At 60.0% G+C, this 25,192-nt stretch carries 28 protein-coding genes and 1 tRNA gene; 21 read left to right on the forward strand and 8 right to left on the reverse strand.

The window, feature by feature from the left end; genetic code table 11:
- The 4 genes from BLQ98_RS00005 to BLQ98_RS00020 form a co-directional block, all read right to left on the reverse strand.
- The coding region (locus tag BLQ98_RS00005) for a tyrosine-type recombinase/integrase (protein WP_141135293.1) at positions 1–521 on the reverse strand (521 nt) is incomplete at its 3' end.
- A 149-nt stretch (positions 522–670) separates the two neighbouring features.
- A tRNA-Ser gene (locus BLQ98_RS00010) sits at positions 671–760 on the reverse strand.
- Positions 761–996: 236 nt separating this feature from the next.
- On the reverse strand, positions 997–2,094 hold the full coding sequence (gene ychF, locus BLQ98_RS00015; protein ID WP_093731312.1) for a redox-regulated ATPase YchF: 1,098 nt from the start codon (positions 2,092–2,094) through the stop codon (positions 997–999).
- Between the two features lie 59 nt (positions 2,095–2,153).
- Positions 2,154–2,345, reverse strand: a complete 192-nt coding sequence (locus BLQ98_RS00020) for a hypothetical protein (RefSeq protein WP_093731313.1) — start codon at positions 2,343–2,345, stop codon at positions 2,154–2,156.
- A gap of 177 nt (positions 2,346–2,522) precedes the next feature.
- On the opposite strand from BLQ98_RS00020, the gene trpA reads away from it, so the two are divergent.
- From trpA to BLQ98_RS00060, 8 genes are all read left to right on the forward strand, one after another.
- Positions 2,523–3,314 carry a tryptophan synthase subunit alpha gene (gene trpA, locus BLQ98_RS00025; RefSeq protein ID WP_093731314.1) on the forward strand — a complete coding sequence of 264 codons (792 nt, stop codon included), beginning with the start codon at positions 2,523–2,525 and terminating at the stop codon, positions 3,312–3,314.
- A gap of 97 nt (positions 3,315–3,411) precedes the next feature.
- A complete protein-coding gene (locus BLQ98_RS00030) occupies positions 3,412–4,578 on the forward strand; it encodes an alpha-hydroxy acid oxidase (protein ID WP_093731315.1) in 1,167 nt (388 codons plus the stop codon).
- Positions 4,579–4,803: 225 nt separating this feature from the next.
- Positions 4,804–5,448: a 50S ribosomal protein L25/general stress protein Ctc gene (locus tag BLQ98_RS00035; protein WP_093731316.1), complete on the forward strand. Its 645-nt coding sequence runs from the start codon at positions 4,804–4,806 to the stop codon at positions 5,446–5,448.
- A 152-nt stretch (positions 5,449–5,600) separates the two neighbouring features.
- The gene (pth, locus tag BLQ98_RS00040; RefSeq protein WP_093731317.1) at positions 5,601–6,323 is read left to right on the forward strand and encodes an aminoacyl-tRNA hydrolase; all 723 of its coding nucleotides are present in this window, start codon (positions 5,601–5,603) and stop codon (positions 6,321–6,323) included.
- On the forward strand, positions 6,320–7,354 hold the full coding sequence (locus BLQ98_RS00045) for a DUF2332 domain-containing protein (RefSeq protein WP_093731318.1): 1,035 nt from the start codon (positions 6,320–6,322) through the stop codon (positions 7,352–7,354). The genes pth and BLQ98_RS00045 overlap by 4 nt, the downstream gene beginning before the upstream one ends.
- A 67-nt stretch (positions 7,355–7,421) precedes the next feature.
- Positions 7,422–8,594, forward strand: coding sequence for a serine hydrolase domain-containing protein (locus BLQ98_RS00050; protein WP_093731319.1), 1,173 nt, complete (start codon positions 7,422–7,424; stop codon positions 8,592–8,594).
- Complete coding sequence (locus tag BLQ98_RS00055; protein WP_093731320.1) at positions 8,591–8,980, forward strand: DUF2237 family protein; 390 nt, start codon at positions 8,591–8,593, stop codon at positions 8,978–8,980. Before BLQ98_RS00050 ends, BLQ98_RS00055 begins: the two co-directional genes overlap by 4 nt.
- Positions 8,980–9,561: a DUF4893 domain-containing protein gene (locus BLQ98_RS00060; RefSeq protein WP_093731321.1), complete on the forward strand. Its 582-nt coding sequence runs from the start codon at positions 8,980–8,982 to the stop codon at positions 9,559–9,561. The genes BLQ98_RS00055 and BLQ98_RS00060 overlap by 1 nt, the downstream gene beginning before the upstream one ends.
- Before the next feature lie 75 nt (positions 9,562–9,636).
- On the opposite strand, the gene trpB is transcribed toward BLQ98_RS00060, so the two are convergent.
- Positions 9,637–10,863 (reverse strand): tryptophan synthase subunit beta, encoded by a 1,227-nt coding sequence (gene trpB, locus BLQ98_RS00065; RefSeq protein WP_093731322.1) that lies wholly within the window; start codon positions 10,861–10,863, stop codon positions 9,637–9,639.
- Between the two features lie 159 nt (positions 10,864–11,022).
- Entirely contained in the window at positions 11,023–12,975 is a 1,953-nt protein-coding gene (locus BLQ98_RS00070; protein WP_093731323.1) for an AsmA family protein, read from the reverse strand.
- A 64-nt stretch (positions 12,976–13,039) separates the two neighbouring features.
- On the opposite strand from BLQ98_RS00070, the gene rimO reads away from it, so the two are divergent.
- The 3 genes from rimO to trhA all read left to right on the forward strand — a co-directional run bounded on the left by rimO (position 13,040) and on the right by trhA (position 15,748).
- Complete coding sequence (gene rimO, locus BLQ98_RS00075) at positions 13,040–14,410, forward strand: 30S ribosomal protein S12 methylthiotransferase RimO (RefSeq protein WP_093731324.1); 1,371 nt, start codon at positions 13,040–13,042, stop codon at positions 14,408–14,410.
- A gap of 215 nt (positions 14,411–14,625) precedes the next feature.
- The gene (locus tag BLQ98_RS00080) at positions 14,626–15,003 is read left to right on the forward strand and encodes a hypothetical protein (protein WP_237272297.1); all 378 of its coding nucleotides are present in this window, start codon (positions 14,626–14,628) and stop codon (positions 15,001–15,003) included.
- Between the two features lie 124 nt (positions 15,004–15,127).
- Positions 15,128–15,748 (forward strand): PAQR family membrane homeostasis protein TrhA, encoded by a 621-nt coding sequence (gene trhA, locus BLQ98_RS00085; protein WP_093731326.1) that lies wholly within the window; start codon positions 15,128–15,130, stop codon positions 15,746–15,748.
- A gap of 6 nt (positions 15,749–15,754) precedes the next feature.
- Here trhA and BLQ98_RS00090 read toward each other — a convergent pair whose 3' ends face one another.
- Positions 15,755–16,105, reverse strand: a complete 351-nt coding sequence (locus tag BLQ98_RS00090; RefSeq protein WP_093731327.1) for a YigZ family protein — start codon at positions 16,103–16,105, stop codon at positions 15,755–15,757.
- Positions 16,106–16,114: 9 nt separating this feature from the next.
- A complete protein-coding gene (locus tag BLQ98_RS00095; protein ID WP_093731328.1) occupies positions 16,115–16,822 on the reverse strand; it encodes a M48 family metallopeptidase in 708 nt (235 codons plus the stop codon).
- Positions 16,823–16,946: 124 nt separating this feature from the next.
- Between BLQ98_RS00095 and BLQ98_RS00100 the strand changes: the two genes are divergently transcribed.
- The 10 genes from BLQ98_RS00100 to BLQ98_RS00145 all read left to right on the forward strand — a co-directional run bounded on the left by BLQ98_RS00100 (position 16,947) and on the right by BLQ98_RS00145 (position 25,163).
- Positions 16,947–17,183, forward strand: coding sequence for a DUF8831 family protein (locus BLQ98_RS00100; RefSeq protein WP_093731329.1), 237 nt, complete (start codon positions 16,947–16,949; stop codon positions 17,181–17,183).
- Between the two features lie 14 nt (positions 17,184–17,197).
- Positions 17,198–18,064: a branched-chain amino acid aminotransferase gene (locus BLQ98_RS00105; RefSeq protein ID WP_093731330.1), complete on the forward strand. Its 867-nt coding sequence runs from the start codon at positions 17,198–17,200 to the stop codon at positions 18,062–18,064.
- A 32-nt stretch (positions 18,065–18,096) separates the two neighbouring features.
- Positions 18,097–18,555 (forward strand): universal stress protein, encoded by a 459-nt coding sequence (locus tag BLQ98_RS00110; protein ID WP_093731331.1) that lies wholly within the window; start codon positions 18,097–18,099, stop codon positions 18,553–18,555.
- Positions 18,556–18,653: 98 nt separating this feature from the next.
- On the forward strand, positions 18,654–19,214 hold the full coding sequence (locus tag BLQ98_RS00115) for a NifU family protein (protein WP_093731332.1): 561 nt from the start codon (positions 18,654–18,656) through the stop codon (positions 19,212–19,214).
- Complete coding sequence (tsaB, locus tag BLQ98_RS00120) at positions 19,207–19,863, forward strand: tRNA (adenosine(37)-N6)-threonylcarbamoyltransferase complex dimerization subunit type 1 TsaB (protein ID WP_093731333.1); 657 nt, start codon at positions 19,207–19,209, stop codon at positions 19,861–19,863. Before BLQ98_RS00115 ends, tsaB begins: the two co-directional genes overlap by 8 nt.
- The gene (locus BLQ98_RS00125; protein WP_093731334.1) at positions 19,860–20,276 is read left to right on the forward strand and encodes a GNAT family N-acetyltransferase; all 417 of its coding nucleotides are present in this window, start codon (positions 19,860–19,862) and stop codon (positions 20,274–20,276) included. Before tsaB ends, BLQ98_RS00125 begins: the two co-directional genes overlap by 4 nt.
- A 160-nt stretch (positions 20,277–20,436) precedes the next feature.
- Positions 20,437–21,432 (forward strand): BMP family lipoprotein, encoded by a 996-nt coding sequence (locus BLQ98_RS00130; protein WP_093731335.1) that lies wholly within the window; start codon positions 20,437–20,439, stop codon positions 21,430–21,432.
- A gap of 2 nt (positions 21,433–21,434) precedes the next feature.
- The gene (locus tag BLQ98_RS00135; protein ID WP_093731336.1) at positions 21,435–23,063 is read left to right on the forward strand and encodes an ABC transporter ATP-binding protein; all 1,629 of its coding nucleotides are present in this window, start codon (positions 21,435–21,437) and stop codon (positions 23,061–23,063) included.
- A 1-nt stretch (position 23,064) separates the two neighbouring features.
- On the forward strand, positions 23,065–24,195 hold the full coding sequence (locus tag BLQ98_RS00140) for an ABC transporter permease (RefSeq protein ID WP_093731337.1): 1,131 nt from the start codon (positions 23,065–23,067) through the stop codon (positions 24,193–24,195).
- Positions 24,195–25,163: an ABC transporter permease gene (locus tag BLQ98_RS00145; protein WP_093731338.1), complete on the forward strand. Its 969-nt coding sequence runs from the start codon at positions 24,195–24,197 to the stop codon at positions 25,161–25,163. Before BLQ98_RS00140 ends, BLQ98_RS00145 begins: the two co-directional genes overlap by 1 nt.
- Positions 25,164–25,192 lie beyond the last annotated feature (29 nt).

Consider the following 25,192-nt stretch of genomic DNA (forward strand, 5'->3'; position numbering starts at 1 on the left):
ACAACCTTTATACGTTGCGCCAAGCGCTTTGCAGTTTCATGCTTTTCTGTCCAGATCGGCGCGAGGCACATCATCACTTCTGGCTGGTCGATGCTATCAATGGGCATGCGCCCTATTTTGGGGAAAGCGTAATCGCGCAAGGTGTTGATCCACTGCTGTCCGTGCTTGGCGTTTTTCCACGTGGGCATCCGGTCGATATGAACCTGCTGAGCGACCTCTTCAAAGGTTGGAACCTCTTGGCGGGCATTGAAACGCGGGTTCAGACCTTGCTTGGCCATCCGGCGATATTCCAGCGCCCGCTCACGTGCTTGATTGATGGTGACGATATCCGCGCCACCAAGACCAAAGTCGGTGCGCAGAGGCGCGCCTTTCTTGTTCTTCTGGCCTTTGACCACAACCCGCACGATCCAACGCCGCGCGCCTGAGGGATCGACCACCAAGTATAGACCGTTACCGTCGCCATGCCGCCCAGCGCCGAGATTCTCGACCAGTTTCTTAGTCAGCTTGCCGGATAGGGCCATTCAAAAATACCACGTTCCATACCACTCAAGGAACGAATATAGACAACATCGAAAGAAACTCAAGGAAATCGGGAAGCGCATCCAAATGCCGGGAAACAAAAGAAAAAGGCCGCTCAAAGCGGCCCATTCAGATCGAAAAAAAGGTATGGTGGCGGAGACGAAGGGATTCGAACCCTCGAGACCCTTCCGGGCCTACTCCCTTAGCAGGGGAGCGCCTTCGACCACTCGGCCACGTCTCCGTCGACGCGTATATCCAAGAAAACCCATGGGGCACAAGCGGTAATCTGAGAAAATAGGACGAATGTGGTTAATGCCGGATGCGGCGGCTACCGTTGCTTGTGGGTACGCGCAGGGTGATGCGCCCACATGAGCGCCCTTGGGCTCGCTGACCTGCTCAGATGGTGCGTCAGGGGCTCTGCCAGCATCGCTTCGCAAGGATTCGGCGGGCCGTTTGTGACGGGCCCGCCGGTTTGGATCAGGTGTTGAACAGAAAGTGCAGGACGTCGCCGTCTTTGACGGTATAGCTTTTGCCTTCCGCGCGCATCTTGCCGGCCTCCTTGGCGGGGCCTTCGCCGCCCAGACCAACAAAATCGTCATAGGCGATGGTTTCAGCGCGGATAAAGCCTTTTTCGAAATCACCGTGAATCACACCAGCAGCTTTGGGCGCAGAGGTGCCGGCCTTGATCGTCCAGGCGCGGGCCTCTTTCGGACCGACGGTAAAGTATGTTTCCAGGTGCAGCAGATCGTAGCCCGCGCGGATCAACCGATCGAGCCCGGCTTCCTCAAGACCCATTTCTTCAAGGAACATGCTGGCTTCTTCGGGTTCCAGCTGGCTGATTTCCTCTTCGATCTGCGCCGAGATCACGACGTGGCTGTTGCCCTGCGCCGCGGCCATCTCGCCCACTTTGGCAGACAGCGCAGTGCCTTCCGCGGCCTCGGATTCGCCAACGTTGCAGACGTAAAGCACCGGCTTGGAGGTCAGCAGCTGCAACATGCGCCAGGCTTTTGCGTCGTCCGCGTCCACGTCGACGGTGCGTGCGGGATTGCCGTTTTCGATGGCTTCTTGCGCGGCGGCCAGCAGGCGGTCTTGTTGCGCGGCATCCTTGTCGTTGCCCTTGATCTTGCGGACCAGACCAGCGCGGCGTTTTTCGATGCTTTCCAGATCGGCAAGCATCAGTTCGGTATCAATGGTTTCGGCGTCGGCCACGGGGTCCACGCGCCCTTCGACATGGGTCACGTCGCCATCCTCAAAGCACCGCAGCACATGCGCAATAGCGTCTGTTTCGCGAATATTGGCAAGGAACTGGTTGCCCAGACCTTCGCCTTTGGACGCGCCTTTGACCAGGCCTGCAATGTCGACGAAGGTCATCCGCGTGGGGATGATCTGCTTGGAGCCCGCAATCGCGGCCAATTTATCAAGGCGCGCATCCGGCACCGCAACTTCGCCGACGTTCGGTTCGATTGTGCAGAACGGAAAATTGGCCGCCTGCGCTGCCGCTGTTTTGGTCAGCGCGTTGAAGAGGGTCGACTTGCCGACATTCGGCAGACCCACGATTCCCATCTTAAAGCCCATGACAAGCATCCTTTATAAGTTGGCGTTGTCCTAGGGTTTCAGCTGACTTTACGCAAGTCTTAGCGCATCTGCCGGTCCTGCCGCGTCTGATAAATCAGGATCCACGCAAGGATGATGAACATCGGATGGGTTAACCCGCCCGAAAAGATCACAGCCGGAATCCAGATCAGGAAAACGATAATCGCCGTGAAGATCCGTCCTGTCAGCAGGATGGAAAGCGGCGGCAACAGCAGGGCGAGTACATAATTCATAGCCTGAATGTAGGCGCGGGTGACATGATTTAAAGGTCCGCGCCACGTGTAGATGTATAAAAACAGCACCTTGCCGCTAAGTTTTTCAGAAAATCCCCCTCGCACGCCCGCGGAGTTGGATTGATTTCCCGCGATATATTCGGCATTGCAGCAGGGTAACGTAAAAAGGCCGCCCTCATGACACGTATCGACGCCAAATTCGCTGACCTGAAATCCCAAGGCAAGAAAGCCTTTGTGGCCTATGTGATGGCCGGCGATCCAGACTTTGATACATCGCTCGAGATTGTGCGCGGCCTGCCCGGCGCTGGCGTCGACGTGATCGAACTGGGTCTGCCTTTCACCGACCCAATGGCCGACGGTGCTGCCATTCAGCTGGCAGGGCAACGCGCCCTTGAAGGCGGGATGACACTCGATAAGACGCTGGCACTTGCCGCAGCTTTCCGCGAAAAGGATGACACGACACCAATCGTTTTGATGGGGTACTACAATCCGATCTACTCCAAGGGCGTGGATACCTTCCTTGAAGCCGCCAAAAAGGCCGGTGTCGATGGGTTGATCGTTGTCGATCTGCCTCCCGAAGAAGACAACGAGCTCTGTCTGCCAGCACAAGCCGCCGGTATGAATTTTATCCGGCTTGCCACGCCGACCACCGATGACAAGCGTCTGCCGCGTGTTGTGCAGAACACCTCGGGCTTTGTGTATTACGTGTCGATCACCGGCATCACCGGTTCTGCCGAAGCGGATGCAGGCGATGTTGCCCCCGAAGTTGTACGCATCCAGAAAGCCAGCGGCCTGCCCGTAATTGTCGGGTTCGGTGTAAACACCCCCGCCAAGGCCGAAGCCATTGCCGGTGTCGCAGATGGCGTCGTGGTCGGATCTGCTATCGTGTCCAAAATTGCAGACGGGTTGCCTGTCGAAGACGTGCTGAGCTTTGTCAAATCGCTCGCAGATGGTGCGCATCGGGCCTAAGGCTCCTGCCCACCACCCGATGCCGGGGCTTAAAGCAATTGATTTCAACGGGCCGAATTGGTTAGATCATCTGACCAATACATAGGAAATTGCCACCATGCCCGTGATCACGACCATCGATGACCTCAAGCGCCTGCATGAACGCCGTGTGCCGCGGATGTTCTATGATTACGCGGAATCGGGCAGCTGGACAGAGCAGACCTTCCGCGAAAACACCACCGACTTTGAACAGATCCGCCTGCGCCAGCGTGTCGCCGTGGACATGAGCGGCCGCAGCACCAAGACGCAGATGATCGGGCAGGATGTGGCGATGCCCGTGGCGCTCGCCCCCGTTGGGCTGACCGGCATGCAGCACGCCGACGGAGAGATCAAAGCCGCTCGCGCCGCCGAAGCCTTTGGCGTGCCCTTTACCCTGTCGACCATGTCGATCAATTCAATCGAGGACGTGGCAGAGGCGACGACGAAACCTTTTTGGTTCCAGCTATACACCATGCGCGACGAAGACTACGTTGCGCGGCTGATCCAGCGCGCCAAGGATGCGAAATGCTCGGCCCTTGTCATCACGCTTGATCTGCAAATCCTTGGCCAGCGCCACAAGGATCTGAAGAACGGCCTCTCTGCCCCGCCCAAGCTGACCGCCAAAACGCTCGCCAATCTGGCAACCAAATGGAGCTGGGGCATCGGCATGATGGGGGCCAAGAGGCGCAGCTTTGGGAACATCGTGGGCCACGTGCACGGCGTTGACGATACCGCAGATCTTGGCGCTTGGACGGCTGAGCAGTTCGACCCGACGCTCGACTGGGACAAAATCGCCAAGCTAAAAGAACAATGGGGCGGTAAGGTTATCCTCAAGGGCATTCTGGATGCGGACGATGCACGGATGGCGCTGAAAGTCGGGGCGGATGCGATCATCGTCAGCAACCACGGCGGGCGCCAGCTGGACGGCGCGATCAGCTCCATTCGGGCGCTACCATCGATCCTCGAGGCCGTGGGCGACCAGATCGAAGTCCATCTGGACAGTGGAATTAGGTCCGGTCAGGACGTGCTCAAGGCGATGGCGATGGGGGCCAAGGGCACCTATATCGGGCGTGCCTTTATCTACGGGCTTGGCGCAATGGGTCAGGCCGGTGTTACCTCAGCGTTAGAGGTGATCCACAAAGAACTCGACCTGTCGATGGCGCTTTGCGGTGAAACCTCTGTCGCGGCGTTGGGAAAGCATAACCTGCTTATTCCAAAAGGTTTTGAAGGCGACTGGCAGCCCTGAGCCTGCGACTTGTTCGCATGATCCGACCGCCTTGGCCTTTATGTCAGGGCGGGCGGAAACCATGCGCGCAGCCCCTGCCCCGCCTCACTAGGTCGCAAACCAAAGCCAACTTGCGCAAAATCGGCGTTTTAGCCTTTCCCAAACGCCCAAACCCGTCTATACGCGCGGCTTCACGCGGACATACAGCCTTGGAGGATGTCCGCCCTAAACATATTGGAGATTACAATGGCTGGAGAGATTCCTGATCTGGAAGCTTTCGAACGCACGGGGACAGGCAAGGGCGCCGCTCGTCAAGCACGCCGCGACGGCATGGTTCCTGGTATCGTATTCGGTGGTGACCTTGATCCGCTGCCGATCAACCTGGACTTTAACAAGCTGCTGACCAAATTGCGCGCAGGCCGCTTTAAGGCGACTCTGTTCAACCTAAAGGTTGAAGGCCAAGAAGACGTCCGCGTCATCTGCCGCGACGTTCAGCGTCACGTTGTTAAAGACCTGCCAACGCACGTTGACCTGATGCGTTTGAAGCGCACCACCAAAATCAACCTCTTCATCCAGGTTGAAGTCGAAGGCGAAGAAGTCAGCCCCGGCGTGAAAAAGGGTGGCGTTCTGTCGCTGGTCCGTCCCGAAGTCGAACTGGTTGTGACCGCAGGCGATATCCCTGATCACATCACAATCGACGTTTCCGAACTGGAAATCGGCGACAGCCTCACCATCTCGAGCGTCAAGCTGCCAGACGGCTCCAAGCCGGTCATCGACCGTGACTTCGTGATTGCCCAGATCTCCGCACCTTCCGGTCTGGCGAGCCAGGACGACGAAGACGAAGATGTTGCAGCAGACGAAGTGCCCGCAACAGAAGTCAAAGAAGACTGATACGACTATATCCCTCGCGCCAACGGGTGCGGCTGGGTCGAGACGGGGTCGCCATGGGCGGCCCCGTTTTTCGTTGGGGCGTTATTTCGTTTGGTTCTGCGGTCTGTTATCTTTGGCCGACCAAACGTTTACATCTAAGATAAGGGGTCCGCATGAAACTGATCGTAGGGCTTGGCAATCCAGGCGCGAAATACGCGGGCAACCGGCATAACATCGGCTTTATGGCGCTGGACCGCATCGCGCAGGACCACGGTTTTGCCGGATGGAAAACCAAACATAACGGGCTGACGGTCGAAGGACGCTTTGGCGCGGATCGTGTGGTCTTGCTCAAGCCCGAGACGTTCATGAACAACTCCGGCCAGTCCGTGCAATCGGCCATGCGGTTTCACAAGCTTGAACCCGCGGATGTGATTGTGCTGCATGACGAAATCGACCTCGCCCCCGGCAAGGTGAAATGCAAGACTGGCGGCGGGCATGCGGGGCACAATGGCTTGCGGTCGATCCATGCGCATATCGGCCCCGACTATGACCGCGTGCGCCTTGGCGTGGGGCACCCCGGCCACAAGGATGCCGTCCCCGGCTACGTGCTGCGCGACTTTGCTAAGGCAGATCAGGACTGGCTGGATGACGTTTTGCGCGGGATCAGTGACGGTGCCGCGGAACTTGCGCGCGGCGATACGGCCAAATTCATGAACGCCGTCGCCCTACGCGTCGCCCCACCACGATCCGGTACCGGCACGAAGAAACCTGCGGTTGCGCAAGCCAACCCCCAAGCTTCAGCGCCAAAGCCCCCACAACCAGCGGCACAGCCCGAGCCTGCCGCCAAATCAGACGAGCGCAACCCGATGCAAAAGCTACTGGACCGGTTCAAATGACACTGCAAGCCGCCTTTAAAGAGCAGGCAGAGCATTGCATCGCATTGGGGTCTCCCTTCATGGGGCAGCTGATGCGCGTGCTGGCGCGTGACTGGCCCGCAGACACAGCCCTTGGCCGTAAATTCGCGGCGTTTGAGGGCGATATCGGCCCGTCGGGCGCGTCGCTTCCCCTGCGCATCGCGGGCGGGCTGCATGCGCTGGTCCTGAAACGCAAAGCGCCTGCGCTGATGGCGGTTTACCCGCCCCATAAGGCCAGCGATGCCGCTTTGTCAGAGGCCGTGCGCGACGCGATCACCACGCACGAAGCCTTCTTGCTTGATTGGACCGACAGCGCGCCGCAAACGAACGAGGTCCGCCGCTCTGCCGCACTGATCGCCGGTGCCCGCGTCGCGGCGCAGCATTTCAATCTGCCGATCCGACTGTCCGAACTGGGGGCCAGCGGCGGGCTGAACCTGATGTGGGACCAATTCGTGCTCGAGATCGAAGGGCACCGGTACGGGTCGAATATGTCAACGATCCTGCTGTCGCCTGACTGGACCGGCAAACTGCCTCCGGCGAACAACCCGCAGGTCGAAAAACGTCGCGGCGTTGATCTGAACCCGCTTGACCCGACACGGCCCGATCATCTGCTGCGGCTGATGTCCTATATCTGGGCGGACCAACCCGACCGGCTGACGCTGACCCGCACCGCGGCGTCCGTCATGACGGCGCAGGTACAACGCGGCGATGCGATTGACTGGCTGGCGCGCACCCTACCCCAATCCCCCGAAGGCTGCCTGCACCTGATTCAGCACACCGTCGCGTGGCAGTATTTCCCCAAAGAGGCGCAGGTCCGCGGCAACGCGTTGATCGAGGCCGCCGGCAAACGCGCCACGCGCAACCGCCCCCTGGCATGGCTGTCGATGGAGCAGGACGGATCCGGCCTGAAAGGGGCCGCGCTGACGCTCAGGCTCTGGCCCGGTGACATCACCCTGCCCTTGGCGCGGGTCGATTTCCACGGCCGCTGGATCGATTGGACCTACACCGGCTGACGCCAAGTTTATCTGGCACCACCGCAGCCTTCGTGCTTGGGTATCCCCGCATATCAGGGAGGATTTCATGCGCACATTCGGGAAGTGGCTGGGCCGTATTTTACTGGCTCTTGTGGTGGCTGTGGTCGTTGTCGGCCTGTGGAAACGCGAAGAGATCACGCGGCTGCTGGCGGTGAATTCGCTCTTTGCCGAAGACAAGATCGTGCATAACTTCAGCCATATGGATGACGCCTTCCTGTCCAAGCCCCTGTCGCGCGGTGATGGCCCCACGGCAGAGCTGTCCTATGGTCCCGAATACGCGCCCCCGGCCACGGTCAACGACTGGATCGAAGCCCGTGATGTGACCGCCTTGGTTGTGCTGAAAGATGGTCAGATTGTCTATGAGAACTACTTTAAAGGCACCCAGCCCGATGATCTGCGGATCAGCTGGTCTGTCGCCAAAAGCTACCTTTCCGCCCTTGTGGGCATCCTGTTGGACGAAGGGGCCATCGCCTCGATTGACGATCAGGTCACGGCCTATGCACCCAAGCTGAAAGGCACCGCCTATGACGGGGCGACGCTGCGCAACGTGCTTAATATGGCCAGCGGGGTTACCTTTGACGAAGATTACCTCGACCCGGACTCCGACATCAACAAGATGGGCCGCGCCCTCGCCCTTGGCGGAGAGCTGGACGATTTCACCGCAGGCCTAAAAGATACCTTCACCACACCGGGCAGCCAGTGGCAGTATGTGTCGATCGACACCCATGTCATCGGAATGGTCGTGCGGGGGGCAACCGGCAGGTCCGTCACTGACCTTTTGTCGGAAAAAGTCATCACCCCCATGGGACTGGAACATGCGCCCTATTACGTCACTGACGGCGCGGGTGTCGCCTTTGTCTTGGGCGGGTTGAACCTGACCACCCGCGATTACGCCCGCATGGGGCAGATGTTCTTGCAAAACGGGCGCTACAACGGTCAGCAGATCGTGCCAGCGGACTGGATCGCCGCCTCTACCGCGCCTTCGGCCCCGACGGCAGAGGGGCAGATCGGCTATGGCTATCAGTGGTGGATCCCCCAAGGTGCGACAGAGGGTGAATTCATGGCCCGCGGTGTGTATGGTCAATACATCTACATCAACCGCGCCGACGGGGTGGTGATCGCGACAAATGCCGCCGACCGCAAGTTCCGCGAGGCCGGGGTCAGCGATCAGAACATCGCCATCTTCCGCCAGATCAGCGCAGCCTTGGGGGGCACATGACACCTGACGAAAGCATCAATATCCTTGGCGGCCCACTGGCCGTCTGTGGCACCGACCCCGTGACGGGCTTTTTCCGCGACGGGTCATGTAATACCTGTGCCGCCGATCAGGGCAGCCACACGGTCTGCGCGATCATGACGGCGGAATTTCTGGCCTATTCCAAATATGTTGGCAATGACCTCAGCACACCGCGCCCCGAATTCGGCTTTGCCGGACTGTCAGCAGGCGATCCGTGGTGTCTTTGTGCGGGGCGTTTCTTGCAAGCGGCGGACGAGGGCTGCGGGCCATTGATCCATCTTGAGGCGACCCATCAGCGCGCGCTGGATATCGTGCCGCTGCGCGTGCTGCAGGCCCATGCGCTGCCCCCTGAGGCAGGGGGCAACTGATGCTGCGGTATGCCTTGACCCTGACCGCGATGCTGGGGGCACTGCCCGCAATTGCCCAAGACGCCCTGCGCCCGCAGGAACAACTCCGCCTTGACCGGTTCGAGACGGTCGCGGGCAACGCCTTGCTGCAAGCTTTCCAGAGCGCCAGCGCGGAGGACCGCGGTGCCCTTGGGCGCGCGCTTTCTGGCACGCCGCAAGTCGCCTTTGACGAAGGGCTGGCAGGCGATTGGTCCTGCCGCACGATCAAGCTGGGGGGAATGCCGGCGTTGGTGGTCTATAGCCCGTTCAAATGCCGCCTGACATTTCAGGGCAACGGTTATTTATTCGAAAAGATCAGCGGGTCGCAGCGCACGACGGGCTTCATCACGTTGCGTGATGGGCAGGCGATCTATGCGGGCGTGGGGTACGTCGCGGGGGAGACGCCCCCCGCTTACGACGCCTTGCTGCCCGAGTTCGCCGGTGATGGCACGGTGCAGCCCGATGTGGCGGTATTCGAACGTGTCAGCAACCAGCGGGCGCGGCTGATGTTTCCCGCGCCGGTAGTCGAAAGCGACTTTGATATCCTAGAACTGACCCGATAGGGCCTGCGCCAAAAGAAAAGGGGGCGATGCGCCGCCCCCTTCGTGATCGTCAGTGTCTAAGCTTTCGTCTGATCCTCAGACCTTCATGTCAAAACCAAGCGCCTTGGCGACGGTGAAGATATCTTTGTCGCCGCGCCCACACATGTTCATGCAGATGATGTGATCCTTGGGCAGCTCTGGCGCGATCTTCATCACATGCGCCAGCGCGTGGCTGGGTTCGAGCGCGGGGATGATCCCTTCGAGCGCGCAGCTCAGCTGGAACGCCTCAAGCGCTTCTTTATCGGTGATCGACACATATTGCGCGCGGCCAATGTCGTGCAGCCAGGAATGTTCAGGCCCGATACCGGGGTAATCCAAACCCGCCGAGATAGAGAAGCCTTCGAGGATCTGACCGTCGTCGTCCTGCAGCAGATAGGTGCGGTTGCCGTGCAGCACGCCGGGGCGGCCACCGGTCAGCGACGCGCAATGCTCCATTTTTTCGTTCACACCCTTACCGCCGGCTTCGACGCCGATGATGTTCACATCTTTGTCGTCAAGAAACGGATAGAACAGCCCCATCGCGTTCGACCCGCCGCCAATCGCCGCAATCAGCGTATCGGGCAGACGGCCTTCGGCGGCATCCATCTGTTCGCGCACTTCCTTGCCGATGATCGACTGGAAATCGCGGACCATCGCGGGATAGGGGTGCGGGCCGGCAACTGTACCGATGCAATAGAAGGTATCGCGCACGTTGGTCACCCAATCGCGCAGCGCGTCGTTCATCGCGTCTTTCAGGGTCCCACGGCCCGAGGTTACGGGGATCACTTCGGCCCCCAGCAGACGCATGCGGAACACGTTGGGGGCCTGACGTTCAACGTCATGCGCGCCCATATAGACGACGCATTGCAGACCGAACTTGGCGCAGACCGTTGCCGTCGCCACACCGTGCTGGCCCGCGCCGGTTTCCGCGATGATCCGTTTCTTGCCCATCCGCCGCGCCAGAATGATTTGGCCCAAGACGTTGTTGATCTTATGCGCGCCGGTGTGGTTCAGCTCGTCGCGCTTCATGTAAACCTTGGCACCGCCCAGATGTTCGGTCAGACGCTCTGCGAAATACAGCGGGCTGGGGCGACCGACATAGTGGGTCCACAGGTCGTTCATTTCAGCCCAAAAGCTGTCGTCCGTCTTGGCCTTTTCATATTCCGCCTCGAGTTCGAGGATCAACGGCATCAGGGTTTCCGACACAAACCGCCCCCCGAAATCGCCAAAGCGGCCATTTTCATCAGGGCCGGTCATGAAAGAGTTGAAAAGATCATTGTCCATGGAGGTGCTCCTTGCGCTTGGCGACCAGCCTTAACGCCCCCGCCGCGACAGGTAAAGACGGGGCGGGGGCGGCGACGTATCTGCGCCGCCCGCCACCTTCAAAACGCCGCGGAAAAGCGCGTATCTCGTTGACGTGTCCGATCGCCGAGGCATCCGCCCCTAGTCGAAGAGCTTGAACAAGCCACGCCGCAGCTCGTCTTCGACTTTTTGCTTCAACGCATCCTCGACCGATTGCCCGTCCTGCCGCGACACGCCAAGCTCCTCCTCAAGCTTTTCGTTCAGCTTCTGACGGGCCTTTTCTTTTTCCTTGGCAAAGTTCATGTCGACCGCCGCCTGCAAGTCTGGTTTGATTTGCGGTGCGGCCCACGGCCCGAAGATGCGCACTGGAATGGCCAGACCGCGATCGCCGTTTACCTGCAGCGCCTTGGGCGTAACGGTATAATCCAGTGTCTGTGCCCCCAACCCCACCTGCCCCGTTCCCGTGGCGGTAAAGTTAGGCAGCTGCATCAACAGGTCATCATTGCGCAGCACGCCCTGATCCATGTCGAATGTCGCAGCAAGTGAATCAAACACGGTCGTCCCGCCCTCGACATCAAAATTTCCCATGAGCGCGTCCAGATCAATGCCGTCGATATGGCCACGCCCGACATTCACCGCCCCCGATCCGCTGAGCGAGCGCATGATCGCGTTCAACGACGCGCCAGAGCCAAGAAAGGACACTTCGGCATCGCCCGTCCCATGGAACCGGCCCAGCCCAGCGGTTTGCTGCAGCAACGGCTGCATGGCAATGGATTGCGCATTCAACGCGCCCCCCACAGACAGGCCGTTGCGGTTGTTGATCACGAACTCGCCGCTGATCACACCGGCATAGGCTCTGATCTCGCGCAGTTCGGCCACCAGTCGCGACCGGTCGTTGCGCAGCAGCACACGGGTTGCACCAAGCGACAGCGTGCCCAGATCAATGCTGTCCGCCCGCAGCGCGATTTCGCCGTTAAACCCCGCCAGCGCAGAGGCATCAATCGGCGCGGTTGACCAGCCCGACGACGATGCAGGCGCAGGTGCTGCGGTGCTCGATGCCGGCGCGGGACTGCCGCTGGTGTCGCTGCGTGCAAATCCGGTCAGGTCCAGCGTGCCCACGTTGAATTGCGCGTTCACATCCGGCGTGCCGTTCAGCGTAATATCTGCCGCACCTGTCAGCGCATTGCCGCCCAGATCAGCCACCACATCGCGCAGGGCCAAACGCCGGTCCGGCGTGAGCGTCAGGTCGAGCTTTATATCTGTCGTTTTTCCCAGGCCTTGCGGCAGCGCGATGGCACCTGCCCCCAAAGCAGCAAGGAAGCGCTCTGTATTCGACGTCTTGAACCACAAGTCACCTGCAACCGCCCCGCTCAACCCCGCCCGACCGGCCAGCGTGACGCCACCGCCTTTGGTGTCCACGCGGGCGCGCAGCGGGCGGATGTCGCCGTTGAGGAGTTGGTCAAAGCGGTCAATCTTCGCCTCGATCGTCACGCGATCCGCAGCAGGGCGCAGTGCGGCCTTGATCACCGCATCGCCCGCACGTTCAGGCCAATCGAGCGACAGGTCAACGCCTGCGAAACGCACCAGATCGGCACCTTCGGCATCATAGATCAACGTCGCGTCGGTGATATCAAGCCGCTGGATCGTCAGTGGGCGCGGGCTGCGGGCGGGGGCTGAGGGCGCGGTTTCAATTGACGCGGCACCGCCGCCATCGCTGAACTGCCAGCTCGCGCGGCCGTCGCGCCGCTGCTCAAGCCGGATCGTGGGGCTTTGGGCTTCGATGTTTGTGATCTTGATCTCGCCCCGGATCAGCGCCATCGCATCGACGCCAATCGCCGCATTGGCCGCAGACAACATTGCCCCGTCTTTGGCCCAATCTGCGTTGCCGACTTCAAGCCCGCCTGCGGTCACCCCCAGCACAGGCCAGAACGTCAGGCCTACATCGCCCGTAATCGTGACCTCGCGGCCGGTCAGGTTGTGCAGTTGATCCGCCGCGATTCGCGCAATGCGATCGGCAGGCAAAAGAAACAGCGACCCCACGGCCACCGCTAAAATCAGCAACAGAATGCCAATTGCCCGAATAATCCACTTCATTGCCCGTCTCCTTGCCCGATGCGAGGCCTTTCCCAGACCCTTTGCATGGCTTATAGCGCAGTTCATGAGCACAAACCCACCAAATCTACGCCCCGATCTTGCGCCCAAGGCACAGATCAGCAATCCGTCCCGCCCCGGCCAGCCGACCATCGGCATGGTATCGCTTGGCTGCCCCAAGGCGCTTGTCGACAGCGAACGTATTTTGACGCGCCTGCGCGCCGAAGGCTACGGCGTGTCGCCCGATTATGCCGGCGCAGATGCGGTGATTGTGAACACCTGCGGGTTCCTTGATTCCGCCAAGGCCGAAAGCCTTGATGCCATCGGCGAGGCGTTGAAGGAAAACGGCAAGGTGATCGTGACCGGCTGCCTCGGGGCCGAGCCGGATTATATCCGCGAACATCACCCCCGCATTCTGGCTGTCACCGGCCCGCACCAATACGAACAGGTGCTGGACGCGGTGCATGGAGCCGTGCCGCCTTCGCCCGATCCGTTTATCGATCTGCTGCCAGCGCAAGCCGTCAGCCTGACCCCGCGCCATTACAGCTACCTGAAGATTTCAGAAGGCTGTAATCACAAGTGCAAGTTCTGCATTATCCCCGACATGCGCGGCCGCCTGCAGTCACGCCCTGCGCACGCGATCCTGCGCGAGGCGGAAAAGCTGGTGCAGAACGGCGTGAACGAGCTGCTAGTGATCTCTCAGGATACCTCGGCGTATGGCGTCGATATTAAACACGCCGAAGACCGCGGCCACCGCGCGCATATCACCGATCTGGCGCGTGATCTGGGCTCGCTCGGGGCTTGGGTGCGGCTGCATTACGTCTACCCCTACCCCCATGTGCGCAACCTGATCCCGCTGATGGCCGAAGGCTTGGTGCTGCCCTATCTCGATATTCCATTCCAGCACGCGCATCCCGATGTGCTCAAACGCATGGCCCGCCCTGCGGCTGCGGCAAAAACGCTGGATGAGATCGCCGCGTGGCGCGACACCTGCCCTGACATCACCCTGCGGTCGACATTCATCGTTGGCTACCCGGGCGAGACTGAGGCCGAATTCCAGACCCTGCTGGACTGGCTCGACGAGGCACAGCTTGATCGTGTGGGCTGCTTTCAATACGAGAACGTCGCTGGGGCGCGGTCGAACGCATTGCCGGATCACGTGCCGGACGAGATTAAGCAGGACCGCTGGAACCGCTTTATGGAGAAGGCACAGGCCATCTCTGCCGCCAAGCTGGAAGCCAAGGTTGGCCGCCGCATGGATGTAATCATCGACGAGATCGACGACGAGGCCGCCACCTGCCGCACCAAGGCCGACGCGCCAGAGATTGATGGCAACCTGTTCATCGACGAAGGCTTCGAAAACCTGAGCGTTGGCCAGATCGTGACTGTCGAAGTCGAAGAAGCCGGCGAATACGATCTTTGGGGGCGCGTGGTCTAGGCCACCGCCCTTATCCCTGCACGATTGGAACAGACGAAGCGCTTTGACGCTCCTGTTGACGTTGCTACACCCCACCTCGACAGCACCCCATATTGTGGACAGCAAACCATATCACCCTATATATAGACAGGCAGCAGCGCAGAAAGGGCGTTGCCCTTGAAAAAGCATCAACGATGTTCTATATATGTTCCAACCAGAACAAGGGGGTCCACACGATGTCCTACCAACCGCAGTTTCCCGGCATGTTCGATCCCGGCCAAGGGGCCGTACCTGCCCATACAGAAGATTCACCCCGCGATGTGCGCGCAACATTGCCGCCAACTCAAAAGCAGATGCACTATGCCGCGTCGCTGAGCCTCAAGACTGGCGCACCAGTGCCAAGACAGGCACAAAAAGACCGCGCCGCATTGTCTGAGTGGATCGATGCGCATAAGCCCAAGCCGGTCGAAGGGCCGTTTTCGCAGTACCCGTCGTCAAAGCAGGTTGCCTTTGCCGAACGCATCGCACGGCTAAAGCGGCGCGATATCCCGCAGGAGTGTTTTCGCGACAAAACGATGATGTCGCGCTGGATCGACGGGAACAAACCCCGTTGAACCGGTGGCAGGCCGGATGCTCTTTAGCGTTGCCTATACCAAGGGATAGGCCGTGATACCAAAGCACCGAAATTTAGACGGGATCAAACATTGGAATGACATAATCCAGTGCTAGATTTGTTTCATGGCTTATCCGCACCCCACCGCTGACACCCTCGCCGACGGCACGATCCACGTGCTGGGTTTGGGGTTTGCCATACCCGCAACGATCTTATTGACCACCGATGTCGCGGGTCAGGGTGGGGCGCTCACACCGATACTGATCTATGCGGCCTGCTTCGTCCTATCGCTTCTGGCATCTGCCATATACCATCTTGTACCCTTTGACCGCCCGCGTGCCCTGTTGGGGCGGATCGATCATGCGGCGATCTATTTCAAGATCGCGGGCACCTATACCCCCCTCGTCGTGTTGATCGGGACAGGTTTTGCCTATGGCATCCTCGCCGTTGTCTGGGCGCTTGCCATTATCGGTGCCATCGCCAAACTGTCGTTCTGGAGCACGGAATCAAGAGCGTCGCTGTATCTCTACCTTGGCATGGGGTGGCTGTCTGTGCTGCTGGTCTGGCCGATGTGGCAAAGCCTTCCCCCAATGGCGCTGACGTTGATTGGCGCTGGCGGGTTGATCTATTCGCTGGGGACTGTGATTTTCGCCCACCCCGGCATGCGATTTCAGAATGCGATCTGGCACAGCTTTGTATTGACCGCGTCCATCTGCTTTTTCGCAGCGATCTCTATCAGCCTGTAGCCCGCCTTAAGCTGCATCCAGATAGGCGCGCACACAGGATTGCACATGACGAAAACGGTCGCCGCCGAGATGTTTGCCGCCATACCAGCGAGTGACCACGATCAAATGATCTTTCAGACCTTCGCGCTCCAACATGCGGATGATGACCATCCCCGCACCGGATTCCCCATCATCGCCTTTTAGCGGGCCGCCGTCTGACAGCAGCACCGCCCAGGTGTTATGGGTCGCTTTGGCATAGCTTTTATCGCGCTTAAGCTCTTTCAGCGCAGCATCCACCGCGGCGCGATCAGACGCAGGGCAGCCCGACACGGCATACTTGGACCCGCGGTCCGTAAGTATCTGGCCAAGCTGCCGCATCAAGTGTCGTTACATACCTGCCGCTGTTCGGCGCACCGTATCCAGACGCGATGCATTGGGCGGGTGCGTGCCGAGGAAACGGTCGCCGGGATCGGGGATACGGGTAAAGAATTCGGCCCCCCGCAGCGGATTATAGCCGGCACGCGCAGTAATGATGGTGCCCAAAGCATCTGCCTCAAGCTCGAAATCCTTGGAATATCGCCGCGCCCCCACCTGTGCCCCAAGTCGTTGCGCCGATTCGACCGCAGTCGGATCGCCACCGCTGAGTGTCGCAAGACCGGCAAAGATCACGGCACCGGCCACCGCGTTTTGTTGCTGGCGCGCAATATGCCCTTCGATGTGATGGGCGGCTTCGTGCCCCATGACAAAGGCAAGCTCGTCCTCGTTCCGCGCATCCGCAATCAGCGCGAGGGTAAAGGCAATAACGGGACGCCCCGCCTTGTCTTCGGTCTGATAGGCGTTGGCGGGCTGGCCCGGACGGTCGTCTACCACAATGTTGAAATCGCAGTTGACTTGCGACGTGCGCGTCCGACATTCGCGTTCCGCGACGGGTTCGACGGTGCGCAACACGCGGATAAAGCTGCGGGCCGATTCATTGGCGGAAAAGCCTGCGGGCTGTCCCTGATCAGGCTGGGTGGTGACAGGCCCCGACAGTGTTGTCGGTTCACACGCGGCGATGAATGCCACTGCGGCCAGAGCAAAACAGTATCTCAACATTACGTAACGTATCCTCAAAAGGGCACCGAATAGAACAACTACCCGTTTAACGTGGCAGCACTGATTTGAACAGACGGTGCAGTGCTGCTCTTGCATTGGACCGCCGAAAGAATACTGTGCCGGCATGTTTACGATTGAACACGAATTCGATGCCAGTGTGATCACGCTGATCGACGAAGGCAAAGCACCCTTGCGTGAAGACGTGACGGTGCAAGCTTTTGCCAGCGTCATCACAATCGAGCAGTGGGACCCGCGCACCAACTCTGTCTCCAAAATCAGCCTCTCGCCAGAGCAGCTGAATGATCTGACAGCTGCGCTGAACCTGCCCGAAGGCATCTACCGCACCGCGCCCAAGCGGTAATTAAAGGAAAGAAAATGGCCACCGGCACACATATCAAGACGTACTTCGAAGGCAGTTGGCACGAGGGCGACATCTCTGTCATCAAGGCCGCGGACCACGGCGCATGGTTGGGCACAACCGTGTTCGACGGTGCCCGCCTGTTCGACGGACTGAGCCCGGATCTGGAGGCGCATTGCGCCCGGATCAACCGGTCTGCCAAGGCGCTGATGATCACCCCCACGGTCGAGACCGACGATATGGTCGCGATGGTGCGCGAGGGTCTGAAAAGCTACCCCAAGGACGCCGCCGTCTATATCCGCCCGATGTACTGGGCGCTGGCAGGCGATGAATTGGGCATCGTGCCGCTGAAAGACGCGACCGGTTTCGCCATCTGCCTTGAACAGATCCCCATGGCCGCCCCCGATGCAGCCACCACCCTCACGCGGACCCGTTTCCGCCGTCCCGTGCTCGAAGATAACGTGGTGAACGCCAAGGCGGGATGTCTGTATCCGAATAACGCGCGTATGATGGTAGAAGCGCGCGCCAAAGGGTTTGGCAACGCGCTGGTGGCCGACGCGATGGGCAATGTCGCGGAGTCGGCGTCGGCCAACGTGTTTATGGTCAAGGATGGCGAGGTTTTCACCCCGATCCCCAACGGCACGTTTCTGGCAGGTATCACACGCGCACGGCATATGTCGAACATGCGCGCCGACGGGATCAAGGTCCACGAAACCGTCCTGAGCTTTGATGATTTTCACGCCGCAGACGAGGTGTTCTTGTCCGGCAACATGATGAAGGTTACGCCGGTAAAGGCCTTTGATGACACCCAGTACAACATCGGCCCCATGACCCGCCGCGTCCGCGAAATGTATTGGGATTGGGCGGCCTCTGACCGTGGCTGACCCCGCGCCCCGCTGCTTGTCAGGAGAAATCTATGCGTAAATTTATGGTCGTGCTGGATGACAGCCGCGAATGCCTGAATGCCATGCGATTTGCCGCGATGCGGGCGTCTAACTCTGGCGGCGGGGTCGTTGTGCTGTCGGTCATCCCGCCGGATGAATTCAACCACTGGATCGGTGTGGCCGAGGTCATGCGGGACGAGGCCCGCGAACGCATCGAGGTGCATTTCGAGGTCTTTGCGAAATGGATGCGGGACCGGCTGAACGTGGAGCCCACTTTGGTCATTCGCGAAGGTGTGATCGTGGACGAAATCATCAACCAGCTGGACGAAGACCCCCAAGTCGGCGTGCTGGTGCTTGGCGCGGGTACGGACAAGAAATCCGGCCCCGGTCCCTTGGTCACCCAGCTGTCGCGCAACGCAGGCTCGCTGCCGGTGCCGATCACCATCGTTCCCGGCGACATGAGCAAAGAGCGCCTAGAGATGATTACCTAAGGCGGCACGGCAGGCCTCCGCCAACTTAGAATCGTTCCAAACCTTGACTTGGCCGCGTTCAAGTCGCATATCTGCATCAACCCTTTGAGGAGCATGTGATGTTTATTCAGACCGAATCCACGCCCAACCCCGCAACGTTGAAGTTCCTGCCCGGTCAGACCGTGCTGGAAATGGGCACTGCCGATTTCCCCGCCCCCGAAGCAGCAAGCGCATCGCCCTTGGCCACGCGTTTGTTCGCCGTCGAAGGTGTAACCGGCGTGTTCTTCGGCACTGATTTCGTGACCATCACCAAGGCCGACGGGATCGAGTGGGACCACCTGAAACCCGCCCTACTTGGCGCGATCATGGAACATTTCCAATCCGGCCAGTCCGTGATGGAAAAAGGCCATGACCACGCATCAGGCCACGCAGAACACACCGGCGAAGACGGTGCGATCGTGGGCCAAATCAAGGAACTTCTGGACAGCCGCGTGCGCCCAGCTGTTGCCCAAGATGGCGGCGACATCACGTTCCACGGCTTTGAGCGCGGCGTTGTATACCTGCACATGCAAGGGGCCTGCGCGGGCTGCCCATCGTCCACATTGACGTTGAAAATGGGCATCGAAAATCTGCTGCGTCACTACATCCCCGAAGTGACCGAGGTACGCCCGGTTGCCTAAGACGCCTCTTATCCTGGCGTTTGATACATCGGCCGCACATTGTGCGGCCGCTTTGCTGTCAGGCGACCAGATTATCGCCAGCATTCAGGAACCGATGAACAAGGGTCAGGGCGAACGTCTGCTTGGCCTCTGCGCCGAGGTTCTGACCAGCGCGGATGTGGCGTATAGCGACCTGACCGCGATCGGCGTCGGCGTCGGGCCGGGGAATTTCACTGGCATCCGCATTGCCGTGTCTGCCGCGCGCGGGCTGGCGCTTGGCCTTGGGGTGCCCGCGATAGGTGTCTCGCATCTTCAGGCGTTGGCCTATGGGCATGACGGTGTGGTCATCAGCAGCATCGATGCCCGTCAGGACAAGCTGTTCGTGCAGGTATTCGGGACGATGGACGACCGCGAACCGGTGATGTGCGGCCTTGATGATCTGCCCGCAGTGCCATCGCGTGCCGACCCGATCTGTGTCGGGCATCAGGCTGACCTGATCGCAGCGCTGTGCAATGGCACTGCCCTCCCCCCGCGCAGCCCCGTGGCAGAGGCAACGGCACATATCGCGAGGGCCCGCTTGGGCATGCAAAACCCGCGACCTGCTCCGCTATATCTACGCCCGGCCGATGCCGCCCCCGCCCGCGACAAGCCGCCAACGATCCTTGCATGACCCCGCAAACCATGGCGCAGATCCATGCCGCCGCTTTCATCCATGACCGCAGCTGGGGCGCGCAAGAGTTTGCTGATCTGCTCAGCTCCCCGTTTGTGGATCATCTGGCAGAGCCGCACGGCTTTGCCCTGACCCGCCTGATTGCGGGCGAAGCAGAGCTTTTGACCCTCGCCGTTGATCCCGCGGCACAGCGTCAGGGCATTGGTCGTAGGCTGTTACAACGCTGGCTAGAAGGGCTCGAGGGACGAGCAGAAACCGCCTTTCTTGAGGTGGCCGCAGATAACGCTGCCGCCATCGCGCTATATACGGCGGCGGGGTTTAGCCAAACGGCCAGCCGACGCGGGTATTATCTGCGTAAAGATACGCCGCCAGTTGATGCGTTGATCCTTTCGCGGTGCTTTACGCAGGGTTAACGCCTAATATCATCTGCCCCCGCTTGAGAATCCGGTTGACCCCCCCCATGGGCTACGCAGTATCGTACATCTGATCAACGGAGCCGTGCACAAGTGCGGACCTGCGACCGGGCAAAGGCTCCTTGCTTGCGCCCCAACACAATAAACCGGGAGACACTCCATGACCCTTATGACCAAATTCCTCGGCGCCGCTGCGGCAACCGCGCTTAGCGCCGGTGCTGCTTTGGCCGAACCTGCCCTGATCTTCGACCTTGGCGGCAAATTCGACAAATCCTTCAACGAAGCCGCCTTTGCCGGCGCGCAACGCTGGGCCGAAGAAACCGGCGAAAGCTTCCGCGAGATCGAACTGCAGTCCGAAGCGCAGCGTGAACAGGCCCTGCGCCGTTTCGCCGAAGCAGGCTCCAATCCTATCGTGATGACCGGCTTTGCCTTTGGTGATGCGCTTGGTCAGGTGGCCGGCGATTACCCTGATACCGACTTTGTCATCATCGACATGGTTGTGGATGCGCCGAACGTTCGTTCCGTGGTCTTCAACGAGCACGAAGGGTCCTATCTGGTTGGCATGATGGCGGCGATGGCGTCCGAATCCAACACGGTCGGCTTTATCGGTGGCATGGATATCCCCCTGATCCGCAAATTCGCCTGTGGCTATGCCCAAGGTGTTCTGGCAGTGAACCCCGACGCGACCGTGATCTCGAACATGACCGGTTCGACTCCTGCCGCTTGGAACGACCCCGTAAAAGGGTCCGAACTGACCAAAGCGCAAATCAGCCAAGGCGCTGACGTTGTGTACGCGGCCGCTGGCGGCACAGGCGTCGGTGTTCTGCAAACCGCTGCTGACGAAGACATCCTGTCGATCGGCGTGGATAGCAACCAAAACCACCTGCACGCAGGCAAGGTCCTGACTTCGATGATCAAACGCGTGGACAACGCTGTGTTTGACGCGATGTCCGACGGTCCCGGCATGGAAAAAGGCTTTAACGTCATGGGCGTGGGCAACGAAGGCGTGGGCGTCGCAATCGATGAGCACAACAAAGCGCTGATCACAGCTGAAATGCAAGCCGCTGTCGACGAAGCTTCGACCAAGATCGCAGACGGGTCGCTTGAGGTACATGATTACATGTCCGACGACAGCTGCCCGAGCCTGAGCTTCTAAGCGTGAGCACTGCAACACAGACGGAGCGGCAGGAAACTGCCGCTCCGGCGATCGAGCTGAAAGGCATTTCCAAGGCCTTTGGCCCGGTACAGGCCAACAAAGACATCTCAATCCGCGTCATGCCCGGTACAATCCACGGGATTATCGGTGAAAACGGTGCGGGCAAATCGACGCTGATGTCGATCCTTTACGGATTCTACAAAGCGGACAAAGGCGACATTTTTATCGCCGGCAAAAAGACCGATATCCCTGACAGCCAGGCCGCGATTGCCGCAGGCATCGGGATGGTGTTCCAGCACTTTAAACTGGTTGAAAATTTTACGGTTCTGGAAAATATCATTCTGGGGGCCGAAGACGGACGGCTGCTGAAACCGTCGCTCGCCAAGGCGCGCAAGTCGCTGTTGAAACTGGCGGATGATTACGGGCTCAAGGTCGATCCCGATGCGCTGGTACAAGACATCGGCGTGGGCATGCAGCAACGCGTAGAGATCCTCAAGGCGCTGTATCGTCAGGCAGATATTCTCATTCTGGATGAACCCACCGGCGTGTTGACCCCTGCCGAAGCGGATCAATTGTTCCGCATCCTCGGGCGTCTGCGCTCTGAGGGAAAGACGATCATCCTGATCACCCACAAGCTGCGCGAGATCATGGAAACGACCGACACCGTATCCGTCATGCGCCGTGGCCAGATGACCGCCACCGTCAAAACCGCAGAGACCTCGCCCGCCGAACTGGCCGAGCTGATGGTCGGCCGCAAGGTCCTGCTGCGTGTGGACAAAAAACCCGCCGCCCCCGGCCCTGTCATTCTGGATATCGAAGGCTTGCGCGTCGTTGATGAAAAAGGCGTAGAGCGTCTACGCGGCATTGATCTGCAAGTCCGTGCGGGCGAAATCCTTGGCGTCGCTGGCGTGGCCGGCAACGGGCAATCCGAGCTGCTTGAGGTTCTGGGCGGCTATCGGACCGGCAAGGGCAGCGTGCGCGTCAATGGCACGGCGCTGGACCTCACCGGCAACAAGTCCGACGGCCAATCCCGCCGCAATCATGGCATCGCCCACGTCCCCGAAGACCGCCAGCGCGAAGGTCTGATCATGGACTATCAGGCGTGGGAAAACACCGCGTTTGGCTATCACAAAGACCCTGCCTATCGCAGCGGCCTGCTGATGGATAACGCCGCGATCAAGGCCGACACCGTTGAAAAGATGGAACGTTTCGACGTGCGCCCGCCCAACCCCAAACTGGCGGCCAAGAACTTTTCGGGCGGCAACCAGCAAAAGATTGTTCTGGCCCGCGAGATCGAACGCAACCCGGACCTGCTGCTGATCGGTCAACCGACCCGTGGCGTCGACATCGGTGCGATCGAATTCATCCACGAACAGATCGTCGCCCTGCGCGATCAGGGCAAGGCCATCCTGCTGGTCTCGGTCGAGCTGGAAGAGATTCTCGCACTCAGTGACCGTGTGGCTGTCATGTTCGACGGTCAGGTCATGGGCATCCGCGACGCCAGCCAAACCGATGAAAAAGAACTGGGCTTGCTGATGGCCGGCATCACCGATACCGATGCGCCCCATTCCATCGAAGAGATCGAAGACAATCTGGCCCATGCGGGCGGCGATCCGCATAAGGAAGTGTGACATGGACGTAATGCCAAAATGGGCCGAGGTCGTCCTCGTGCCTTTGATATCGCTTTTACTGGCAGCGATCCTGTCGGCGCTGGTCATTCTGGGCATCGGTGAAGACCCCGTTGCCGCCGTCAAACTGATGGTGTCCGGCGCTTTGGGCAGCACCTATGGGTGGGGCTATACGCTGTATTACGCGACCAACTTTATGTTCACCGGCCTGTGCGTCGCCATCGCCTTTCACGCGCGACTGTTCAACATCGGCGGCGAAGGTCAGGCAATGCTGGGCGGTTTGGGTGTGGCGCTCGCCTGTTTGTATATCCCGTGGCCCCACTGGTCGCTGGCGCTCTTTGGTGCCGCTGCGATGGCGGCTGTCTTTGGGGCCGCTTGGGCCGCGATCCCCGCGTTCCTGCAAGCCAAGCGCGGCAGCCATATCGTGATCACAACGATCATGTTCAACTTTATCGCCGCCGCAGCGCTGAACTATATTCTGGTCAACATGCTACGCCCCCAAGGCAGCATGGACCCCGCAACGGCGCGCTTTCCTGACGCGACAAAGCTGCCAACGTTGCACGATCTTCTGGCCCCGCTCGGGATCGAATTTTCCAAGGCGGCACCGGCCAATATCTCGCTTTTGGTGGCGGTTGCGGCCTGTATCTTCTTGTGGGTGCTGATCTGGCGCACGCGGCTTGGCTATGAAATCCGCGCCTATGGCCATTCGGAATCGGCGGCGAAATACGCCGGTATCTCTACGGTCAAGATCACCATGATCGCGATGACCATCTCGGGTGGTCTGGCGGGGATGATGGCGATTAACAACGTCATGGGCGAAGCCGAACGACTGGTGCTGAACGCCACGGAAGGCGCGGGCTTTATCGGCATCGCTGTCGCATTAATGGGGCGTAGCCATCCTTTGGGCGTGTTTCTTGCCGCGATCCTTTTCGGGTTCCTCTATCAGGGCGGTGCTGAACTGGCGCTCTGGACCTCGATCCCGCGCGAGCTGATCGTCGTCATTCAGGCGCTGGTGATCCTCTTTACCGGAGCGCTGGATAACATGGTGCGTATGCCGCTCGAGAAAATCTTTCTGGCGCTACGCGCCGCACGGGCTCCCAAGCCCGAACGCAAACCGGTGGAGCCTGCTGAATAATGGATTATATCACGCTCATCCAACTGTTCGACAGCACCGTGCGCCTTGCCACACCATTGCTGCTGGCCTGCCTTGCCGGTCTGTTTTCCGAACGCGCAGGCATTTTCGACATCGGACTTGATGGTAAGATGCTGGCGGCGGCGTTCTTTTCGGCGGCGGTGGCGTCACTGACGGGGAATGTCTGGCTGGGGCTGTTGGCGGGGATCGCCGCGTCGATGGCGCTGAGCCTGCTGCACGGGCTTGCGTCGATCACCTTTCGCGGCAACCAACTGATTTCAGGCGTTGCGATCAACTTTCTCGCGGCGGGGCTGACCGTTCTGATCGCGCAAGACTGGTTTCAGCAAGGTGGGCGTACGCCGTCGCTGATCGGCGGGGCGCGGTTTAGCCCGATCACCCTGCCTTTCGCTGACGACGTTGCTCAGACACCCATCATCGGACCGCTTTACGCCGAACTGATCTCGGGTCACTCGATCCTTGTCTATCTGGCGTTCCTTGCGGTGCCTGCGACGTGGTGGCTGCTTTATCGCACACGTTTCGGCCTGCGCCTGCGCGCGGTGGGTGAAAACCCTGCGGCAGTCGATACGGCGGGGGTTTCCGTCGTTGGCCTACGCTATGCGGCGGTGTTGATCTGTGGCGTGCTTTGCGGCGTTGCGGGTGCGTATCTTAGCACGGCGCTGCAGGCCGGCTTTATCAAGGACATGTCCGCAGGCCGTGGCTATATCGCGCTTGCCGCGCTGATCTTTGCCAAGTGGCGCCCGTGGTACGCGCTATGGGCGACGCTGCTGTTCGGCCTGTTCGGTGCGCTTGAAACCCGCCCCGACGTGATCGAGGCGCTGGTGAACTTCAAGGTTCAGGGGCAGTTGCTCGCGGCCCTTCCCTATGTGATGACCGTGATCATTCTGGCGGGCTTTGTCGGCAAGGCGATCCCGCCGCGTGCCGGTGGCGAGCCCTACGTGAAAGAACGCTAACTCTCGTTGCGCCGTTGCAAATTGCGGCG

This window comes from Sulfitobacter litoralis (genome assembly GCF_900103185.1).
Taxonomy (GTDB): domain Bacteria; phylum Pseudomonadota; class Alphaproteobacteria; order Rhodobacterales; family Rhodobacteraceae; genus Sulfitobacter; species Sulfitobacter litoralis.

Bases quoted from the DNA above. Each gene is read 5' to 3' on its own strand.
- ychF (WP_093731312.1), bottom strand. From the start codon at position 2,094: ATGGGCTTTAAGATGGGAATCGTGGGTCTGCCGAATGTCGGCAAGTCG.
- BLQ98_RS00020 (WP_093731313.1), bottom strand. From the start codon at position 2,345: ATGAATTATGTACTCGCCCTGCTGTTGCCGCCGCTTTCCATCCTGCTG.
- trpA (WP_093731314.1), top strand. From the start codon at position 2,523: ATGACACGTATCGACGCCAAATTCGCTGACCTGAAATCCCAAGGCAAG.
- BLQ98_RS00030 (WP_093731315.1), top strand. From the start codon at position 3,412: ATGCCCGTGATCACGACCATCGATGACCTCAAGCGCCTGCATGAACGC.
- BLQ98_RS00035 (WP_093731316.1), top strand. From the start codon at position 4,804: ATGGCTGGAGAGATTCCTGATCTGGAAGCTTTCGAACGCACGGGGACA.
- pth (WP_093731317.1), top strand. From the start codon at position 5,601: ATGAAACTGATCGTAGGGCTTGGCAATCCAGGCGCGAAATACGCGGGC.
- BLQ98_RS00045 (WP_093731318.1), top strand. From the start codon at position 6,320: ATGACACTGCAAGCCGCCTTTAAAGAGCAGGCAGAGCATTGCATCGCA.
- BLQ98_RS00050 (WP_093731319.1), top strand. From the start codon at position 7,422: ATGCGCACATTCGGGAAGTGGCTGGGCCGTATTTTACTGGCTCTTGTG.
- BLQ98_RS00055 (WP_093731320.1), top strand. From the start codon at position 8,591: ATGACACCTGACGAAAGCATCAATATCCTTGGCGGCCCACTGGCCGTC.
- BLQ98_RS00060 (WP_093731321.1), top strand. From the start codon at position 8,980: ATGCTGCGGTATGCCTTGACCCTGACCGCGATGCTGGGGGCACTGCCC.
- trpB (WP_093731322.1), bottom strand. From the start codon at position 10,863: ATGGACAATGATCTTTTCAACTCTTTCATGACCGGCCCTGATGAAAAT.
- BLQ98_RS00070 (WP_093731323.1), bottom strand. From the start codon at position 12,975: ATGAAGTGGATTATTCGGGCAATTGGCATTCTGTTGCTGATTTTAGCG.
- rimO (WP_093731324.1), top strand. From the start codon at position 13,040: ATGAGCACAAACCCACCAAATCTACGCCCCGATCTTGCGCCCAAGGCA.
- BLQ98_RS00080 (WP_237272297.1), top strand. From the start codon at position 14,626: ATGTCCTACCAACCGCAGTTTCCCGGCATGTTCGATCCCGGCCAAGGG.
- trhA (WP_093731326.1), top strand. From the start codon at position 15,128: ATGGCTTATCCGCACCCCACCGCTGACACCCTCGCCGACGGCACGATC.
- BLQ98_RS00090 (WP_093731327.1), bottom strand. From the start codon at position 16,105: ATGCGGCAGCTTGGCCAGATACTTACGGACCGCGGGTCCAAGTATGCC.
- BLQ98_RS00095 (WP_093731328.1), bottom strand. From the start codon at position 16,822: ATGTTGAGATACTGTTTTGCTCTGGCCGCAGTGGCATTCATCGCCGCG.
- BLQ98_RS00100 (WP_093731329.1), top strand. From the start codon at position 16,947: ATGTTTACGATTGAACACGAATTCGATGCCAGTGTGATCACGCTGATC.
- BLQ98_RS00105 (WP_093731330.1), top strand. From the start codon at position 17,198: ATGGCCACCGGCACACATATCAAGACGTACTTCGAAGGCAGTTGGCAC.
- BLQ98_RS00110 (WP_093731331.1), top strand. From the start codon at position 18,097: ATGCGTAAATTTATGGTCGTGCTGGATGACAGCCGCGAATGCCTGAAT.
- BLQ98_RS00115 (WP_093731332.1), top strand. From the start codon at position 18,654: ATGTTTATTCAGACCGAATCCACGCCCAACCCCGCAACGTTGAAGTTC.
- BLQ98_RS00125 (WP_093731334.1), top strand. From the start codon at position 19,860: ATGACCCCGCAAACCATGGCGCAGATCCATGCCGCCGCTTTCATCCAT.
- BLQ98_RS00130 (WP_093731335.1), top strand. From the start codon at position 20,437: ATGACCCTTATGACCAAATTCCTCGGCGCCGCTGCGGCAACCGCGCTT.
- BLQ98_RS00140 (WP_093731337.1), top strand. From the start codon at position 23,065: ATGGACGTAATGCCAAAATGGGCCGAGGTCGTCCTCGTGCCTTTGATA.
- BLQ98_RS00145 (WP_093731338.1), top strand. From the start codon at position 24,195: ATGGATTATATCACGCTCATCCAACTGTTCGACAGCACCGTGCGCCTT.